This is a genomic window from Paucibacter aquatile, assembly GCF_002885975.1.
In the GTDB taxonomy this organism is placed as follows: Bacteria; Pseudomonadota; Gammaproteobacteria; order Burkholderiales; family Burkholderiaceae_C; genus Paucibacter_A; species Paucibacter_A aquatilis.
In genome coordinates, this window is the sequence record NZ_POSP01000003.1 from 2,620,588 (window position 1) to 2,634,964 (window position 14,377).

The following is a 14,377-nucleotide window of genomic DNA, read 5'->3' on the forward strand; positions in this document are numbered from 1 at the left end:
ACCGGGCCAAAAGAAAACCCCGGGAGGCAAGGGCGCCACCCGGGGTTGGGCAGGCGAGTCAGCTTACTTGGCAGCCGCAGCGTCCGCCACACACTTCTTGGTGAAGCTGGTCTTGGCGGCACCGGCCAGCTTCTTCTCGGCCGCCTTGGCCTCACAGCTGGCTTGCGCGTCGTTGGCCGCCGGTGCGGCCGCAGCGCCTGGGCCGCCGTCGGCATTGCACTTCTTCAGAAAGCTGTTCTTGGCCGCGCCGGCCAGCTTCTTCTCGGCGGCGGCAGCGTCACAAGCGGCATTGCCTGCAGCGGCGGCCGGGTTGTCGGCATTGCACTTCTTCAGGAAGCTGGTCTTCGCAGCACCGGCGAGCTTCTTCTCGGTCGCCTGGACATCGCAGCTGGCCGCAGCCTGGGCGAAACCAGCCACCGCGCAGAGCGTCAGGGCCAGCAGGGATTTCAGCGTCGTCGTCTTCATGTGCAAATGTCCTTCAAAGGCGTCAAAGAAAGGGAGGCAGGGTCAGAGGCAAGATCGCGTGGCATCCGCTCGAACTTGATTCCAGCACGGCAACGCGACAGCCTCAAGACGGGTTTACATGATGCGGCGCGGATGCGCCAAAGCCTCGTGCGCGGCATGCAGGCGGCGCACCAACACCTGGATGAAGGCGCGGTCGAATCGGTGCTGGCATTCCGGGCTGAGCAGGCCTAGCGATTCAGGAGTGAACGAGATGGTGATGCAGACTTCGCTGACCCGCACATCGGTGCTGTGGCGGCGCAAGTCCGGGTTGGGCGCCAGATAGGCCATCTCGCCGACCGAGGTGCCCTGACCCAGGGTCGCCACCTTGTTGCCATCGCGGAAGACATCGACCGCCCCCTGGGCAATGATGTGAAAGGTATTGCCTTCCTGGCCGCGCTTGTAGAGCGCATGGTCGAGCGGAAAACGCCGCCAGCGCGCCCGGTGCACCACCTCCCAGAGCTCCACGTCGCCAAAGTCGGAGAAGAACTCCAGTTCGCGCAACATATTGAAGCGCTCCGAATCCTTGACCTCGTAAAGCCGCGCCAGAGGCACCAACTGCTTGGACACCAGCTCCGACAGTGCCTTGGCAAAAGCCTCCCAATCGGCATAGCGCTCTTGCGGATGCTTGGCCAGGGCCTTGAGGATGACCGCCTCCAGCTCCGGCGTCACCCCACCCCGCAGGCCTTGCAGCGGCGGTGGCGCCTGGTGGTAGATCTGGTGCATCAAGGCCATCTGGCTCGGCGCATCGAAGGGCGCGCGCCCGGCGACCAGGTGGTAGAGCACGGCGCCCAGGGCGTAGATGTCGGCGCGGCAATCGACATCACCCCCCTCGATCTGCTCGGGCGGCATGTAGGCGAGCGAACCGACCCGGTGTACCTGGGTCGAGTCGGAATGCAGATTCAGCGCGCTGCCGAAATCACTGACCTTGACATCGGTGACCTGGCCTTGGGCATCGAGCACGGCCAGCAGATTGGCCGGCTTCACATCGCGGTGGATCAAGCCCTGGCGGAAGACATAACTCAAGGCCATGGCGCACTTGAAGCCGAGCTCGACAATCTGGTCCAGCGGCAGCAGGCGGTCGCTGCGGCAGAAATGCTTGAGCGTGACGCCCGGCACATACTCCATCACCAGATAGGGCGCGTCTTCCTCGGGCACGGCGTCGAGGATCTGCACCACATTCGGGTGCTGCAGGCGGCCGGCCAGCGCTGCCTCGGCGGCGTAGAAGCGCAGGCTGAAATCGCTGCCCTGCCCGGCGCGGCTGACGGCGGCCCAGGCGCGCATGCGCTTGATGGCCACCTCGCTGCGGTGGAACTCGTCGACGGCCAGGAAGACATCGCTGGTGGCGCCCTCGCCGAGGCGGCGCAAGACCTTGTACTTGCCGATGTGGGCGGGCAGGTCCGAAGCGCTCTCGAGGACGGGGACTGAATCCAGGGACATGCCAAACATCATACTGACGCCCGCCCCGTAGAATTCACCCATGATCCAAGCCAAGCAAGAATTGCTCGCCGCCCTGGCCGAAGCCATTCAAGAACTCAGCCCCGGCACCGACCTGGTTGCCGCCTTCGAATCTCCCAAGCAAGCCGCCCATGGCGACTTCGCTTGCACGGCCGCCATGCAGCTGGCGCGACCGCTGAAGAAGAACCCGCGCGAGCTGGCGCAGGCCCTGATTGAGGCCTTGCAGCGCCGCCCGGCCTTCCAGCGCTGGGTCTCGGCCCTGGAGATCGCCGGCCCCGGCTTCATCAACATCCGCCTGACCGCCGCCGCCAAGCAGGCCGTGGTGGCCGAGGTGCTGGGCGCCGCCGATCGCTTCGGTCAACAGCCCGCCAATGCGCAGCATGTGATGGTCGAATTCGTCTCGGCCAACCCCACCGGCCCCCTGCATGTGGGCCATGCCCGCCAGGCTGCACTCGGTGACGCCATTTGCAGTTTGTTTCAAACCCAGGGCAGCCAGGTCACGCGCGAGTTCTATTACAACGACGCTGGCGTGCAGATCGCCACGCTGGCCAACTCGACCCAGTGCCGCCTGAAGGGCCTCAAGCCCGGTGACGCCGGCTGGCCCGAGAGCGCTTACAACGGTGACTACATCCAGGACATCGCCGACGACTTCCGCGCTGGCAAGACCGTGGTCGCCGACGACCGCCAGTTCACCGCCTCGGGCGATATCGAAGACCTGGACGGCATCCGCCAGTTCGCCGTCGCCTACCTGCGCCACGAGCAAGACCTGGACCTGCAGGCCTTCGGCCTCAAGTTCGACAACTACTTCCTGGAATCCAGCCTCTACAGCTCAGGCCGGGTCGAAGACACGGTGGCCAAGCTGGTGGCCAACGGCAAGACCTTTGAAGAAGGCGGCGCACTCTGGCTGCGCAGCACCGACTACGGTGACGACAAGGACCGCGTGATGCGCAAGTCCGAAGGCGGCTACACCTACTTCGTGCCCGATGTGGCCTACCACATCGACAAGTTCCAGCGCGGCTACACCAAGTGCATCAACGTCCAGGGCACCGACCACCACGGCACCATCGCCCGGGTGCGCGGCGGCCTGCATGCGGCCGATGTGGGCATTCCGCAGGGCTTCCCGGACTACGTGCTGCACAAGATGGTCACGGTGATGAAGGGCGGCGAAGAGGTCAAGATCTCCAAGCGCGCCGGCTCCTACGTCACCCTGCGCGACCTGATCGACTGGACCAGCCGCGACGCCGTGCGCTTCTTCCTCATCAGCCGCAAGGCCGACACCGAGTTCATCTTCGACGTCGACCTGGCGCTGAAGCAAAACGACGAGAACCCGGTGTTCTACGTCCAGTATGCGCACGCCCGCATCTGTTCGGTGATTCGCAACTGGGTGGCCCGCGGTGGCGACGAAAGCACCCTGGCCCAGGCCGACCTCAGCCTGCTGACGGCGCCCACCGAGGCGGCCCTGATGCTCAAGCTGGCCGAGTACCCGGCCATGCTGTCAGGCGCGGCCGCCGGTCTGGCCCCACACGATGTGGCTTTCTATCTGCGCGACTTGGCCGGTAGCTATCACAGCTACTATGCGGCTGAGCGCGTGCTGGACCAGGCGCCCGAGCTGAGCGCAGCCCGGGTGGCCCTGCTGGCCGCCACGCGCCAGGTCCTGCGCAATGCCCTGGCGGTTCTGGGGGTCAGCGCACCCGAGGTGATGTCCCGCGAAGCGAACCCTGAAGCGACGGAGAAGGCATGAGCACGGCTCAATCTGGCAGCAGCAACAACAGCAAGAACGGCAACAAGAGCAAACAACAACGGGGCGGTTTTGTCCTCGGCCTGATCGTCGGCTTGCTGCTGGGTCTGGCCGTGGCGCTCGGCGTGGCGCTCTACATCGCCAAGGTGCCCATCCCCTTCATCGACAAGGTGCCCCAGCGCACGGCCGAGCAGGATGCGGCCGAAGCCCAGCGCAACAAGAACTGGGACCCCAACGCCCCCCTGGCCGGCAAGGCCAGCGCCAAGGCGGCCAGCGGCGTGGTCAGTGGCGCCCCGGCGCCCGCGCCGGCGGTGGTGGCTCCGGCCGCCCCTGCCGCCGTGACAACGCCTGCGCCCGCTCCAGCTGCCTCCACAGCGGCAGCACCGGCCACCAAGCCTACTGACAAGGCCGCCGACAAGGCTGCCGAGAAGGCCACCGACAAATCCCCGGCCGACAAAAAGGCCGAGGCCAAGGCAGCTGCCGCCAGCGCCGCCGCAGCCGCGGCCGATCCCAACCTCTACTTCGTGCAGGCCGGCGCCTATGTGAAGAACGAGGACGCCGAGCAGCAACGCGCCCGCCTGGCCTTGCTGGGCTTCAGCGCCAAGGTCATGGAAAAGGAACAATCGGGTCGCACCGTGTTCCGCGTGCGTATCGGCCCCATCGACAGCCGCGATGAAGCCGAGGGCATGCAGCGCAAGATCGAAGCCGCCGGCATCGAAGCCAATCTGGTCGGCGTCAAGCGCTGATCGTCTGTCCATCACCCAGGGCCTGCAGAGGCCTCTTGTGTCCACCGAGATGAACGAGAAGATGAAGATGATGAAACGTCGCGAGTTTTCTGCCCTGTTGTCGACGCCTCTGGCTCTGGGCGGCCTGAGCCTGGCCCCGCAGCTGGCCCTGGCGCAAACCGACCCCTTTGCCGGCAAGTACCAGACCCTGGCCCAGGCCCTGCCCGTGGCCGTGCCGGGCAAGATCGAAGTGGTCGAGTTCTTCTGGTACGGCTGCCCGCATTGCTATGCCTTCGAGCCGGTGCTCGCGCCCTGGATCAAGCAGCTGCCGGCCGATGTGGCCTTCCGCCGCGTGCATGTGGGCTTCAACGCCATGATCAAGCAGCACCAGAAGCTGTTCTACGCCCTGGAAGCCCTGGGCAAAGCGGCCGAGCTGCAGGACAAGATCTTCAACGCCTTCCATGAGCTGCGCCTCGATCTCAACGATGAGAAGAGCATCACCGATCTGGTGGTGAAGCTGGGTGTGGACGGCGCCAAGTTCAAGGACGCCTACAACGCCTTCGGCGTGGTCACCAAGGCCGGCCAGGGCACCAAGCTGTCCGAGGCCTACCGCATCGACGGCGTGCCCGCCCTGGGCATTGGCGGCCGCTACCTGACCTCGCCCTCGATCGCCGGCCTGCGTGGCGACAACGAACAGGCCAACGGCCGCCGCGCCCTGGCCGTGGCCGACCACCTGATCCAGCTGGCCCGCGCCAGCAAGGGCTGATCGTTCTTCCTGCTCTGCTGTCCTCAACTCATTGAACCCTGAACCGCGCCAGCGCCCGCCCCGATATGAAGACCTTGATCTCTCGCCGTGAGTTCTCTTCGACCCTCGGGCTGGCCATGGCCGCCCTGCCGACCCTGAGCCGGGCTCAGGGGGCGGCGCCGGTGGAAGGCAAACACTATCTGCGCCTGGCTCAGCCGCTGCCGAGCACACCGGGCAAGATTGAGGTGATCGAGTTCTTCCTCTACACCTGCCAGCACTGCTTCGCCTTCGACCCTCATGTCAGCGCCTGGGCCAAGCAGTTGCCGGCCGATGTGAGCTTCCGCCGGGTCCATGTGGGTGTGGGCGCCATGCACAAGCTGCACCAGCGCCTGATGTTCGCGCTGGAAAGTCTCGGCCGCCTGGGCGATTTCCACGAATCCGTGTTCAAGGCCATCCATGTCCAGCGTCTGGACCTCAGCGATGAGAAGGCCATCACCCAATTCGCCGTCAGCCTCGGCCTGGAAGAGGCCAAGTTCAAGGCGGCCTTCAACTCCTTCACCGCCAACAGCCGGATGGCGCAATCGGCCCAGCTGGCCGCTGCCTACCGTGCGGAGACGGTGCCAGCCCTGGGCATCGGCGGCCGTTTCCTGACCAGCCCCAGCCTGGCCGCTGGCCCGGGGCAGAGCGCCGCGGTGGGCCACCAGGCCGCCCTCGCCCTGAGCAACCATCTGATCCAACAGCTGCGCGGCGGCAAGGCCTGATGAATGGATGGCACCGGACGCACCGCGGCGTGATGCTCACGCTTCACGCACGGCGGGCGCTCCGGGCTGACCCAGGCCCGTACTAGAATGGCCTGCAAGTTTTGTGCCGCCTTCACGGGCGGCGAACGCGTGCTCGCTTGATTCGATTGCCCGGCCTGCCCCCTCCTCCATCCCTCCTGCTGCTGCCCATGAAGCTGTCACCGCGCTTTTCCGTCTTGCCCGGCTTGCTGGCAGCCTTGCTGCTGGGCGGGGCCTCGACTTCGGGCTGGGCGGAAAAAGGCGACCGCGCCAAGCCGCTGAACATCAGCTCCAAGAACGGCGGCAGCGTCGAGATCGCCAAGCAGCGCACCGAGTTCAACGGTGATGTGGTGCTGAGCAAGGGCAGCCTGGTGCTGCGCGCCGAGAAGCTCGATGTGCGCGAAACCGGCGACGGCTACTACCAGGTCTATGCCAATGGCCAGACCGGCAAGCAGGTCAGCTTCCGCCAGGCGCGCGATGTGCCGGGCGAGGCCATCGAAGGCCTGGCCGACCAGCTTGAATACGACACCCGCAGCGACACCGTGCGCTTCATCGGCAATGCCGTGGTGCGCCGCCTGCAGGGCACGACGGTGGCCGACGAGGTGACCGGCGCAGTCATCCTGTTCGACAACCGCAGCGAGGTCTTCACCCTCGAGGGCGGCCAGACCTCGCCCCACCCGAGCGGCCGGGTCCGTGTGGTGATGATGCCGCGCGGCGGCGCGCCCGAGGCCGCCTCGGCACCCGCGGCCGCGGCCTCCGGCGTGCAACTCAAGCCCAGCACCAGCCTGAGCCCCCGCAAAGCGCCATGAGCAGCAGCAACAGCAGCGTCGCCAGCCCCCATCACGCGCCCGTGGCCGCCCTCGAATCCGGCCCGCGCAGCCGCCTGGAAGCCGAGGGCCTGGCCAAGAGCTACGGCGTGCGCCGCGTGGTCAAGAACGTGCATCTGGGCGTCAACAGCGGCGAGGTGGTTGGCCTGCTGGGCCCCAACGGCGCCGGCAAGACCACCAGCTTCTACATGATCGTGGGCCTGGTGCGCGCCGACGCCGGCGAGATCCACATCGACGGCCAATCGGTCGAGCACCTGCCCATCCACCAGCGCGCCCGCCTGGGACTGAGCTATCTGCCGCAGGAGGCCTCGATCTTCCGCAAGCTCACGGTGGAACAGAACATCCGCGCCGTGCTGGAGCTGCAGCGCGACGAGCAGGGCCGCGCGCTGAAAGAGCCGCGCATCAAGGAGCTGCTGGAAGCGCTGCTGCACGACCTCAGCATCGAGAAGCTGCGCGACAGCCCGGCGCCGGCGCTCTCGGGCGGCGAACGCCGCCGCGTCGAGATCGCCCGCGCCCTGGCCACGCAACCGCGCTTCATCCTGCTGGACGAACCCTTCGCCGGCGTGGACCCGATCGCGGTGCTGGAGATCCAGCGCATCATCGGTTTCCTGAAAGCGCGCCAGATCGGCGTGCTGATCACCGACCACAATGTGCGCGAGACCCTGGGCATCTGCGACCGGGCCTACATCATCAGCGAGGGCTCGGTGCTGGCCGAGGGCACGCCGGACGAGATCGTGGCCAACGCCGATGTGCGCAAGGTCTATCTCGGCGAACATTTCCGCATGTAGAGCCGGCCATGGATGCCTACACGCCCGCTGCCACGGCAGCCCCGCGCGGGGCTGATGCAGGGATTCCTGCATCTCACGACTGCCCCTGAGCCCGCGCCATGAAGCAGTCACTCCAGGTTCGACTGAGCCAGCATCTGGCCTTGACGCCGCAGCTGCAGCAATCGATCCGCCTGCTGCAACTGTCCACGCTGGAGCTGAATCAGGAAGTCGAGCAGATGCTGGCGCAGAACCCGCTGCTCGAAACCGAAGAAGACTTCTCCGTCGCCACGCCCGAGCTGCCCGAGCTGCGCCCGGCCAGCGCCGCCGAGGACAGCGGCGCCGACCGTGAGCTGGGCGGCGGCGCCGAGGCCGAGGCCACACCCGAGCTGCAGGCCGAAGACTTCGGCAGCACCGAACGCGAGGACTGGGAGAACGGCACCGAGGGCGACGATTTCGACGGCATCCGCGAACTGCCCAGCAACAGCGGCAGCGGCTCGGGCAGCAACGATGAAGACGGCGAACGCAGCGACCAGGAATCGGCCGAGATCAGCCTGCAAGAGCATCTGGTCCAGCAGATGGCCGGCATGCACCTCAGCGATACCGACCAGCTTGCGCTACGCCTGCTGATCGACTCTCTCAACGAGGACGGCTATCTCGAGGACAGCCTGGAAGCCATCGCCGAGGCCCTGGTGCCGGACGGTGACGAGGACAGCGCCGCCGAGCGCGAGGAGCTGCTCGACCACCTGCGCATCGCCCTCAAATGGCTGCACCACATGGACCCGCCCGGCGTCGGTGCCCGCGAGCTGACGGAATGCCTGGAGCTGCAGCTGCGCCAGCTGCCGCGCAGCGCGCCGCAGGTGATCGCCATCATGATCTGCAAAAAGCACTTGGACCTGCTGGCCAAGCGCGACAGCCGCCGCCTGATGCTGCTGACCGGCGCCGACGATGCCTTGCTGCGTGAAGCGCAAGCCCTGATCGTGGCCCTGGAGCCCAAGCCCGGCCGGCGCTTTGCCCGCGGCCAGGCGCCGGCGGTGATCCCGGACGTGATCGTGCGCAAGGTCGGCCGCGAGCTGCGCGTCATCATCAACCCCGAGGTCGCGCCCAAGCTGCGCATCAACGAGCTCTACGCCAACGCCCTGCGCCAGACGCGCGGCGGCATCAGCAACAGCGCCCTGGGCGGCCAGCTGCAGGAGGCACGCTGGTTCATCAAGAACATCCAACAGCGCTTCGACACCATCCTGCGCGTCTCCACCGCCATCGTCGAGCGGCAAAAAGGTTTCTTCAGCCACGGCGCCGTGGCCATGAAGCCCCTGGTGCTGCGCGAGATCGCCGATGAGCTGGGCCTGCACGAATCGACCATCTCGCGCGTGACCACGGCCAAGTACATGGCCACGCCCTTCGGCACCTTCGAGCTCAAGTATTTCTTCGGCTCGGGCCTGTCCACCGAGGCCGGCGGCGAGGCCTCCAGCACCGCCGTACGCGAGCTGATCAAGCAGTTCATCGCCGCCGAGAACCCGGCCAAACCCCTTTCCGACAGCGCCCTGGCCAGCATGCTGGAAGAGCAAGGCATCCAGGTCGCGCGCCGCACCGTCGCCAAATACCGCGAAGGCATGCACATCGGGACGACGACGATGCGGCGGGTGGTTTGAAGGTTGAAGCTTGAGTGAACGGGTGAATCAGTAAACTGGTGAACCACACCCCACGATTCACCATTCACCTGTTCACCTGTTCACCTGTTCACCCGTTCACCCGTTCACCCCCAAACGTGAACACGCACACCGATTTCAGGTGAATCCCATTTCGAGACATGCCATCATGCCGCTGACTTGGATCGTTACTTGAAAGGTCTGCCGTGAACACCACCCTCCGCTCCCCGGCCGGCGCCCGCCTGCCCGCGCTGCTGATACTCGCCGCCAACCTGGCCTGGGCCGCCCCCTCCCAAGCTCAGGCTCAGGCCACAAGCAGCAGTGCCGCCACCAGCTACAGCCGCGTGATCGCCTTCGGCGACAGCCTCTCGGACAACGGCAATTTCTACCGCGCCACCAGCGGCGCCGTGCCCCAGCCGGGCAACTATTTCCAGGGTCGTTTTTCCAACGGCCAGGTGGCCGTCGAGCACCTCGCCCAAGGCCTGGGCGTGAGCCTGCAGGACTACGCCTGGGGCGGTGCCCAAACCGGCTGGCTCAACGGCGCGGCGGTGGCCGCAGGCGCCCCGGCCGCCTTGCAGAACACGGGCATGCTCTCGCAAGTGGGCGCCTTCCAGTCCGGCCTGGCTGGCTCGGCCGCCGACAGCCAGGCCCTTTACGTGCTCTGGGGCGGGGCCAATGATTTCCAGTACCTGGGTTTCTCGCAGGCCACGGCGCAAGCGGCCATCCAGAACCTCAGCAGCGCGGTGCAGACCCTCTACGGCCTGGGTGCGCGCAGCTTCCTGATGCCAGGCCTGCCCGACCTGGGCCAGACACCGGCCGGCCTGTCGTCCGGCCTGTCGGGCCAGCTCCACCAGCTCTCCCTGGGCTTCAACTTTGGCCTGAATCAGGCCATCGGCCAGCTGCGCACCTTGCCCGGCATTGACATCCGTTATTTCGACACCCTGGGCACGCAGCAAGCCCTGGTCGACAACGCGGCGCTCTACGGCTTCAGCAATGTCACCCAAGCCTGCTTCACCGGCTATGTCGGCCAGCCCGACGGCAGCATCTGCAGCAGCCCCGAGAGTTATATGTACTGGGACCGCATCCACCCGACCACGCTGACCCACAGCTACCTCGGCCAGGGCATGCTGGCTGCCGTGCCGGAACCGCAGACTTGGCTGCTGATGGGCCTGGGCCTGGCAGCCCTGGGCCTGCGCGCCGGTCGCCAGCGCCGCAGCTGAAAAGACAAGGGCCGGTCGCCTGGAGCACCGGCCCCGAAGCTGGCGGCCAGCGCCGCCTGGCTTCAGCTCAAGGTCGCCAGCAGGCGCGCGTTGTGGACCGGGGCGTAGGCATTGAGCAGCAGATAGTAGGTGCCCGCCACGGGTGAGGCGAAAGTGATGGTTTCGGCATTGCTCGAGCCATCGGATTTCTTGTCATACACCGTGGTGCTCGGCGCCGATGCCAGGCGGGCGTAGAGATCGCCATCGCCCGTGCCCCCGGAAAGCTGGAACTTGAGCTGCCGACGGCCCGGCGGCACTTGGATGCTGTACAGCCGCGACTGACGCAGGCCCAGGCTGACAGTCTGAGCCTGGCCGCTGACCAGGGGCGTGACGTTCTGGCTGTTGCCCATGCCAATGGCTGAGCGCCTCACCCCCACATCGATGGTGCCGGTGTAGGCATTGCCACTCTTGCTGACCTGCACGATATAGCCGGCGCCGCCATCGCTGGCGTAGATGCTGTCGGCCTCGTTGCGGGTGCGTGGCGCGCCTTGCTGGTAGATGGGAAAGCTGCGGAACACCTCATCCGCCGTGGCGGCGTTGAAGTAGAGCTGGGCCACGAAGACATCGGGCAGATTGCGGCCATCGTCATTGGGCCGGATGTTGCGCGCCGCGCTCTGGATGGAGAAATGGATGTGCAGGGCCCGGCCGCTGTAGCTGCCTGGAAACAGGGTCAGGAACTCGGCCACGCCGTCGGCACCGGTCTTCTGGTAGCCGCGGCAGAAGTTCTGCCCCTGGGTGCCGAAGGGGGCGTAGCTGGAATAGAGGCCCGTGGCCTCGCAGCTCCAGATGTCGACCACGGCACCCGGAATCGGCGCGCAGTTGTTCTCCAGATCGAGCACGCGCAGGCGCAGGGTCAGCGGTGCGCCGGACTTGGGCGTGGTGTTGCCGCTGGTGTTGGCGCGCAGATCGCGGCGCTCGGCGGCGCTGATATTGGGATAGGGGCCGGCGGTCGATTCAGTGTCCGCCTTGCAGGCGGCCGCGGCGGCACCGTAGGGCGTCTGCGACTGGCTGCTGGATTCCTTGCTGCCGAGCGCGGCCACCGAGGCCACGCCCATGAGCTTGAGCGCCTGGCGGCGCGGAGAGGGTGTGTGCTGAGACATGGTGAGGAGGCTTTCTTTCACAGAGTGACTCCGGCCGAGCGGCGCGGACTCTTGTGAAGTGCGGCGCCGCACCGACGCTGAGAGCCGGGGTGGTGGATGGAGAACGCCGAAGGCGAGCCGGCAGATCGATCCCGGCCGCCCGCGGGCCACGTCCTTCATGCGCCGCGACCAGGGCCAGCTTCGGTCCTTGACGTCGGAGATGCACGTTATTCAGCGCCCGCAGCACAAGATTGACCGCAGCCGCGCCGCCTGAATACAGGGTTATCTCGAATTTCTGGGCGGAGCTGTCAGAGTTGACAGGGTGACTTGGCGACAGAGTTCGCGCCGGATTCCGCCCGAGCGCTGCAGCCGAGGGCCGCGGCCCTCCCTCGCCATTCCTGGGACAATCGGCCCATGGCCGCCAAAGAAACCCCCAAATACCTTCACTACCTCTTCGTCTCCTGCCCCTCGGGCGTGGAGCGTCTGCTCGACGAGGAAGTGCGGGCCATCCTGCCCAAGACCCATATCGAGGTGCTGCGCGGCGGCATCGCGCTGAAGAGCGATCTCGAGGGCGTGATGAAGCTCAACCTCGAATGCCGGCTGGCCCAGCGCGTGCTGATCGAATTGGTCTCGGGCGGCTACCGCCACGAGGACGACATCTACGCCCTGGCCCGCCGGGTCGACTGGAACGAGTGGATCACCCCGGCCGAGACCATCCGCGTCGACACCGTGGCCCAGCGCTCACCGCTGCGCAGCCTCAACTTCGCCACCCTGCGCGTGAAAGACGCGATCTGCGATGTGCTGCGCGATGCCACCGGCGAGCGCCCTAGCGTCGACACCCGCTTCCCCGACCTGCCGGTGATGCTGCACCTCAGCGAAACTGACGCCACGCTCTACATCGACACCTCGGGCGAACCGCTCTTCAAGCGCGGCTGGCGCGAGGACAAGGGCGATGCGCCGCTGAAGGAAACCCTGGCCGCCGCCATGCTGGCCGCGGCTGGCTGGAGGGGCACGCCCGAGACCGGCGGCGCCCTGCACGACCCCTGCTGCGGCTCGGGCACCATCGCCGTCGAGGCCGCGCAGATCGCCTGCGGCATGGCCGCCGGCATGCAGCGCCGCTTTGCCTTCGAACGCCAGCTGCCCTTCGTGCCCTTGCGCGGCCGCTGGCAGGCCATCAAGCAGGCCGCCAAGGACCGCGAGCACGCGCCCGCCGTGCCCATCTTCTGCAGCGATGTGGCCTTCCGCATGGTTGATTTCGCGCGCCGCAATGCCGAGCGCGCCGGTGTCGCCCAGTACATCCAGTTCAACGGCGGTGATGCGCTCGAGCGCCCCGCGCCCGAGCTGCCCGAGGGCATGCCCGGCACCATCCTGATGAACCCGCCCTACGGCGAGCGCATCGAAGTGCGCGGCAAGGCCGGCAATGTGCAGATGAGCCGCGATGCCGGCGGCTCCGAGGCGCGCGACGCCGGCGACGACTTCTTCCCCCGCCTGGCTGCCCACTGGAAGCGCGCCTACACCCAGAACCCGGCCGGCTGGACCGCCTGGCTGCTCTGCCCCGACATGAAGCTGCCCAGCAAGATGCGCCTGAAGGAATCGCGCAAGTTCCCGATGTGGAACGGCCCGATCGAATGCCGGCTGTTCCGCTTCGATCTGATCAAGGGTTCGGCGCGCAAGGACAAAGGCGGCGAAGGCAGCTGATCAGCGCCCGCTGCACCAGGGCTGCATCCGAGCATCCAGCTCACGCCGCATTGCTTGGGCATCGCGAACGTCCAGGGCCCGGTAGGCCTTGCGCACATGGTCAACGACGGTGCTCGGTGCGACGTCCAGCTCCTGCGCCATCTCTGCGCTGCTCAAACCTCGATACAGGCCGGCACAGACCCGAATCTGTGCCGCGCTCAGGGGCAGCCGACGCAGCGTGCGGTACAGGGCGACCGACAGCGGCTCCATGCGGCGCAGGCTGATCTGCATCAAGGGCTCGCTTCCTTGGCCCTCGATTGGCACGAGTCGCTGCGACTCGGCCGTCACGCAGCCCGAAGCGTTGATCAAGGTCATTGACTTGCTCATCGACGTCGCTCCGCCTGGTCCTTGCCCGTCCTCCAGCAGAGGACCTAACAGGCGCTGCAGCTGGGTTCGCAGCCCTGGTGCGGGGCGTGTGACTGCGGCAGGCGTCAAACCTTGGTCCGCGAGCAGCAGCAGCCGCAATGCACCCGCTGAGGCATGGCGCAGCTCGCCGTCCGGGCCCAGCAAGAGGACCTCCGCGCCGTCCGGCGACGGCAGCATGGGCTCGTCGCCAGGGGCCTGGCCCGCGGCCTGCAGGCCGCGGGCCACCCAGGGCAGCAAGGTGGCCAAGGCCTGTTCGTCCTCGCGGCTGAAGTCCGGGTCCTTTGGCCCCCGGTACAGGACAAGACTGCCCAGCAACTGGCCCATGGAGCCGCGCACCACGGCCTCGATGCGACTGTGCAGCTGCTGCGGCTTCCAGATTTCGCTGTACAGGGCCGAGTTGAAGAAGCGGGGGCTCATCAAGGCCCGGGCACCGCGCACACCGGAGGGCTCATTCCGCAGAGATTCGAAGGCAGGCATGCAGTCGATCTCTTGTCGGTTGTGGAAGTGCTCGAAATAGATGCGTGCGATGCCGGTATCGACCGGGCCCTCGATGTCATAACGAAGAAGCCGGCCGCATCCGTCGGTCCAATCAAACAGATTGCGGTAACTGGGGATCACCGCATGCAGGGCCTCCAGCAAGGCGGGAACAAAGGCTTCGGGTGTTAAACCCGCATGGCAAAGCGTGCGCAGCTGGGCCAGCTTTCTCTTGGAAACGGACATGTTCTTCATGGGCGGATTCTGGGCAGCGCT

Annotated in this window: 13 protein-coding genes; 9 read left to right on the forward strand and 4 right to left on the reverse strand. The window is 66.7% G+C overall.

Annotation, left to right across the window (positions count from 1 at the left end):
- Positions 1 to 63: 63 nt before the first annotated feature.
- Both C1O66_RS14415 and C1O66_RS14420 read right to left on the reverse strand, forming a co-directional pair.
- Entirely contained in the window at positions 64 to 465 is a 402-nt protein-coding gene (locus tag C1O66_RS14415) for a hypothetical protein (protein WP_165794616.1), read from the reverse strand.
- Positions 466 to 579: 114 nt separating this feature from the next.
- Positions 580 to 1,941 (reverse strand): serine/threonine-protein kinase, encoded by a 1,362-nt coding sequence (locus tag C1O66_RS14420; protein ID WP_102769655.1) that lies wholly within the window; start codon positions 1,939 to 1,941, stop codon positions 580 to 582.
- Between the two features lie 40 nt (positions 1,942 to 1,981).
- On the opposite strand from C1O66_RS14420, the gene argS reads away from it, so the two are divergent.
- The 8 genes from argS to C1O66_RS14460 all read left to right on the forward strand — a co-directional run bounded on the left by argS (position 1,982) and on the right by C1O66_RS14460 (position 10,406).
- On the forward strand, positions 1,982 to 3,700 hold the full coding sequence (gene argS / locus C1O66_RS14425) for an arginine--tRNA ligase (RefSeq protein WP_102768520.1): 1,719 nt from the start codon (positions 1,982 to 1,984) through the stop codon (positions 3,698 to 3,700).
- Positions 3,697 to 4,443 carry an SPOR domain-containing protein gene (locus tag C1O66_RS14430; RefSeq protein ID WP_102768521.1) on the forward strand — a complete coding sequence of 249 codons (747 nt, stop codon included), beginning with the start codon at positions 3,697 to 3,699 and terminating at the stop codon, positions 4,441 to 4,443. The genes argS and C1O66_RS14430 overlap by 4 nt, the downstream gene beginning before the upstream one ends.
- Positions 4,444 to 4,504: 61 nt before the next feature.
- Positions 4,505 to 5,188: a thiol:disulfide interchange protein DsbA/DsbL gene (locus C1O66_RS14435; RefSeq protein WP_243392803.1), complete on the forward strand. Its 684-nt coding sequence runs from the start codon at positions 4,505 to 4,507 to the stop codon at positions 5,186 to 5,188.
- 65 nt (positions 5,189 to 5,253) lie between these two features.
- Positions 5,254 to 5,928, forward strand: a complete 675-nt coding sequence (locus C1O66_RS14440) for a thiol:disulfide interchange protein DsbA/DsbL (protein ID WP_243392804.1) — start codon at positions 5,254 to 5,256, stop codon at positions 5,926 to 5,928.
- A 188-nt stretch (positions 5,929 to 6,116) separates the two neighbouring features.
- Positions 6,117 to 6,755, forward strand: a complete 639-nt coding sequence (gene lptA, locus C1O66_RS14445) for a lipopolysaccharide transport periplasmic protein LptA (protein ID WP_102768522.1) — start codon at positions 6,117 to 6,119, stop codon at positions 6,753 to 6,755.
- Entirely contained in the window at positions 6,752 to 7,561 is an 810-nt protein-coding gene (gene lptB / locus C1O66_RS14450) for an LPS export ABC transporter ATP-binding protein (protein ID WP_102768523.1), read from the forward strand. Before lptA ends, lptB begins: the two co-directional genes overlap by 4 nt.
- Before the next feature lie 98 nt (positions 7,562 to 7,659).
- Entirely contained in the window at positions 7,660 to 9,189 is a 1,530-nt protein-coding gene (locus C1O66_RS14455; RefSeq protein WP_102768524.1) for an RNA polymerase factor sigma-54, read from the forward strand.
- 203 nt (positions 9,190 to 9,392) lie between these two features.
- Positions 9,393 to 10,406 (forward strand): SGNH/GDSL hydrolase family protein, encoded by a 1,014-nt coding sequence (locus tag C1O66_RS14460; protein ID WP_102768525.1) that lies wholly within the window; start codon positions 9,393 to 9,395, stop codon positions 10,404 to 10,406.
- A 62-nt stretch (positions 10,407 to 10,468) separates the two neighbouring features.
- On the opposite strand, the gene C1O66_RS14465 is transcribed toward C1O66_RS14460, so the two are convergent.
- Complete coding sequence (locus tag C1O66_RS14465; RefSeq protein WP_165794617.1) at positions 10,469 to 11,545, reverse strand: pre-peptidase C-terminal domain-containing protein; 1,077 nt, start codon at positions 11,543 to 11,545, stop codon at positions 10,469 to 10,471.
- Positions 11,546 to 11,938: 393 nt separating this feature from the next.
- Between C1O66_RS14465 and C1O66_RS14470 the strand changes: the two genes are divergently transcribed.
- On the forward strand, positions 11,939 to 13,222 hold the full coding sequence (locus tag C1O66_RS14470; RefSeq protein WP_102768527.1) for a THUMP domain-containing class I SAM-dependent RNA methyltransferase: 1,284 nt from the start codon (positions 11,939 to 11,941) through the stop codon (positions 13,220 to 13,222).
- Here the strand turns inward: C1O66_RS14470 and C1O66_RS14475 are convergent, their stop codons facing one another.
- Positions 13,223 to 14,356 carry a helix-turn-helix domain-containing protein gene (locus C1O66_RS14475; RefSeq protein ID WP_133155227.1) on the reverse strand — a complete coding sequence of 378 codons (1,134 nt, stop codon included), beginning with the start codon at positions 14,354 to 14,356 and terminating at the stop codon, positions 13,223 to 13,225.
- Positions 14,357 to 14,377: the final 21 nt, after the last annotated feature.

What these genes read in the sequence shown, in the direction of transcription:
- C1O66_RS14440 (WP_243392804.1), top strand. Translation starts at nt 5,254, where the DNA reads ATGAAGACCTTGATCTCTCGCCGTGAGTTCTCTTCGACCCTCGGGCTG.
- C1O66_RS14465 (WP_165794617.1), bottom strand. Translation starts at nt 11,545, where the DNA reads ATGTCTCAGCACACACCCTCTCCGCGCCGCCAGGCGCTCAAGCTCATG.
- lptB (WP_102768523.1), top strand. Translation starts at nt 6,752, where the DNA reads ATGAGCAGCAGCAACAGCAGCGTCGCCAGCCCCCATCACGCGCCCGTG.
- C1O66_RS14430 (WP_102768521.1), top strand. Translation starts at nt 3,697, where the DNA reads ATGAGCACGGCTCAATCTGGCAGCAGCAACAACAGCAAGAACGGCAAC.
- C1O66_RS14420 (WP_102769655.1), bottom strand. Translation starts at nt 1,941, where the DNA reads ATGTCCCTGGATTCAGTCCCCGTCCTCGAGAGCGCTTCGGACCTGCCC.
- C1O66_RS14470 (WP_102768527.1), top strand. Translation starts at nt 11,939, where the DNA reads ATGGCCGCCAAAGAAACCCCCAAATACCTTCACTACCTCTTCGTCTCC.
- C1O66_RS14415 (WP_165794616.1), bottom strand. Translation starts at nt 465, where the DNA reads ATGAAGACGACGACGCTGAAATCCCTGCTGGCCCTGACGCTCTGCGCG.
- C1O66_RS14435 (WP_243392803.1), top strand. Translation starts at nt 4,505, where the DNA reads ATGAAGATGATGAAACGTCGCGAGTTTTCTGCCCTGTTGTCGACGCCT.
- argS (WP_102768520.1), top strand. Translation starts at nt 1,982, where the DNA reads ATGATCCAAGCCAAGCAAGAATTGCTCGCCGCCCTGGCCGAAGCCATT.
- C1O66_RS14475 (WP_133155227.1), bottom strand. Translation starts at nt 14,356, where the DNA reads ATGAAGAACATGTCCGTTTCCAAGAGAAAGCTGGCCCAGCTGCGCACG.
- C1O66_RS14455 (WP_102768524.1), top strand. Translation starts at nt 7,660, where the DNA reads ATGAAGCAGTCACTCCAGGTTCGACTGAGCCAGCATCTGGCCTTGACG.
- lptA (WP_102768522.1), top strand. Translation starts at nt 6,117, where the DNA reads ATGAAGCTGTCACCGCGCTTTTCCGTCTTGCCCGGCTTGCTGGCAGCC.